This is a genomic window from Agrobacterium sp. BT-220-3, from assembly GCF_025910175.1.
Lineage (GTDB): Bacteria > Pseudomonadota > Alphaproteobacteria > Rhizobiales > Rhizobiaceae > Agrobacterium > Agrobacterium oryzihabitans.
In genome coordinates this window covers 1-1624 of the sequence record NZ_JAPAIX010000043.1, presented here as the reverse complement: position 1 = coordinate 1624, position 1624 = coordinate 1, and the positions used below count along the sequence as shown (strand labels likewise).

Sequence of the window (1624 nt, the reverse complement as noted above, 5' to 3'; positions counted from 1 at the left end):
AGAATCTCGCCGGGGATTTCGCGGAAGTAGGTGTAAAGCATCCACACCACGATCGGCAGGTTGATGAAAGTCAGCATGACGGTGAGGCCAATGCGGGTATCGAGCAGGCCGGCATTGCGGAAGATCAGGTAGATCGGCACCAGCACGGCAACGGCCGGCATCATCTTGGTGGAGAGCATCCACATCAAAATGTCCTTGGTGCGCTTGGTCGGCGAGAACGCCATGGCCCATGCGGCGGGAATGGCGATGATCAGCGCAATGATCGTCGAGCCGAGCGACAGCACGACCGAGTTCATGAACGGCTTGAAGTAATCGCGCTGGGTCTGCACGGTGATGTAGTTTTCGAGCGTGCCCGAGGGAATGAGGCTGAAGCCCGAGATCGCCTCCGGCTCGGTCTTGATCGAGGTGAGGAAGGCGTAAAGGATCGGGAAGAACAGCAATAGCGCCACGGCCCAGGCCGCGATGGAAAAGCCGATCTTCGCACGTGTGGTTGTCTTGCGGGCCATGATTAGACCTCCCCTGAGGTAATAGCGGTAAAAGCACGGGGCCGTTTTGGTGTGGAGACGGAGGCATCCCCACCTCCCTCATCCCTGTGCTTGTCACAGGGATCCAGCCAGCCCAAGTCTTTGGGCTGAGAAAGAGTCTTCCCGCCGCGCCGACGCGCGTCGGCTGGATTCCTGTGACGAGCACAGGAATGAGGGGTGCTGGAGGATACGTTCGAAGATAAGATCATTGCCCGTGTCCTTCTTCTCAACGATCCAGGTTCTTGCCGACGGCGCGCATCAGGAAGATGGCGACGATATTGGCGAGCACGACGGCGATGATGCCGCCGGCCGATGCGCCGCCGACGTCGTAACCGAGAAGCGCCGTGCGATAGATGAGGAAGGCAAGGTTGGTCGAGGCATAACCCGGCCCGCCATTGGTGGTGACGAGGATTTCCGCGTAGACGCCGAGCAGGAAGATCGTCTGGATCAAAATGACGACGGTGATGGCGCGCGACAGATGCGGCAGCGTCAGGTAGATGAAGCGATTGACGAAGTTGGCGCCATCCATCTCGGCCGCTTCCTTCTGCTCGCCATCGAGCGACTGCAGGGCGGTGAGCAGGATCAGCGTTGCAAATGGCAGCCATTGCCAGGCGACGATGATGATGATGGAGAGCAGCGGAAACTGCGCGAACCAGTCGACCGGCTGCAGGCCGAAGAAGCGCGAGAGATCGGCAAGCACGCCGTAACCCGGATGCATGATCATGTTCTTCCACACCAAAGCTGCCACAGGCGGCATGACGAAGAAGGGCGAGATGATCATGATGCGCACGATGCCCTGGCCGAAAATGTCATTGTCGAGCAGGAGCGCAATGGCGATGCCGCCGATGACGGTGATCAGAAGCACGCCGCCGACGATCAAAAGCGTGTTCCAGATCGACTGGAAGAAGGCCGGATCGGTGTAGAAATACTGGTAATTGAAGAGACCGGCGAAGCTGACATTGGCCGGGTTGAGGAGATTGTAGTTCTGGAACGAGAACCACAGCGTCATCGCCAGGGGAACGATCATCCACACCAGCAATAACAGCACCGATGGCGCAAGCATCACCCGCGCAAGACCGCTCGTGTTTCGGGTTGCCATT

Annotated in this window: 2 protein-coding genes; both read right to left on the bottom strand. The window is 58.8% G+C overall.

Annotated elements, in window-relative coordinates:
* The coding region (locus OK142_RS25175; protein ID WP_498685721.1) for a carbohydrate ABC transporter permease at positions 1-506 on the bottom strand (506 nt) is incomplete at its 3' end.
* Between the two features lie 244 nt (positions 507-750).
* Positions 751-1623, bottom strand: a complete 873-nt coding sequence (locus tag OK142_RS25170; RefSeq protein WP_498685720.1) for a carbohydrate ABC transporter permease — start codon at positions 1621-1623, stop codon at positions 751-753.
* Position 1624: the final 1 nt, after the last annotated feature.